The organism is Ectothiorhodospira shaposhnikovii (assembly GCF_016584105.1).
GTDB classification, from domain to species: Bacteria; Pseudomonadota; Gammaproteobacteria; order Ectothiorhodospirales; family Ectothiorhodospiraceae; genus Ectothiorhodospira; species Ectothiorhodospira shaposhnikovii.
Window position 1 is genome coordinate 1 of sequence record NZ_NRSM01000140.1, and the last position, 275, is coordinate 275.

Genomic DNA, 275 nt, shown 5'->3' on the forward strand with positions numbered 1-275 from the left:
GCTGATGCTGAGCGGCCAGCCGCACGAGATCCAGAGCGAAGCCGGCGAGATCGAGCAGCGCGTGCAGGAGGCGCAGCCGGTCTTCTCCGCCATCACCGCGGCGATGACGCAGATGCAGGCCCGCTCCTTCGACGACGCCGCCGCCCGGCTGGGCGAGAACGAGGCCCTGCCCGCCGCCCGCCTGGCCGAGGAGCTGCGCGCCGCCCTGGCGCAATTCTCCCGCAAATCCGGCAGCGCCTCGCGCCGCGCGAGCCAGCTGCATCGCGGTCTCAACC

Annotated in this window: 1 protein-coding gene; it reads left to right on the forward strand. The window is 73.5% G+C overall.

From position 1 onward, the window contains the following. On the forward strand, positions 1 to 275 hold a 275-nt coding region (locus CKO35_RS17745), incomplete at both ends, for a hypothetical protein (protein ID WP_200177421.1).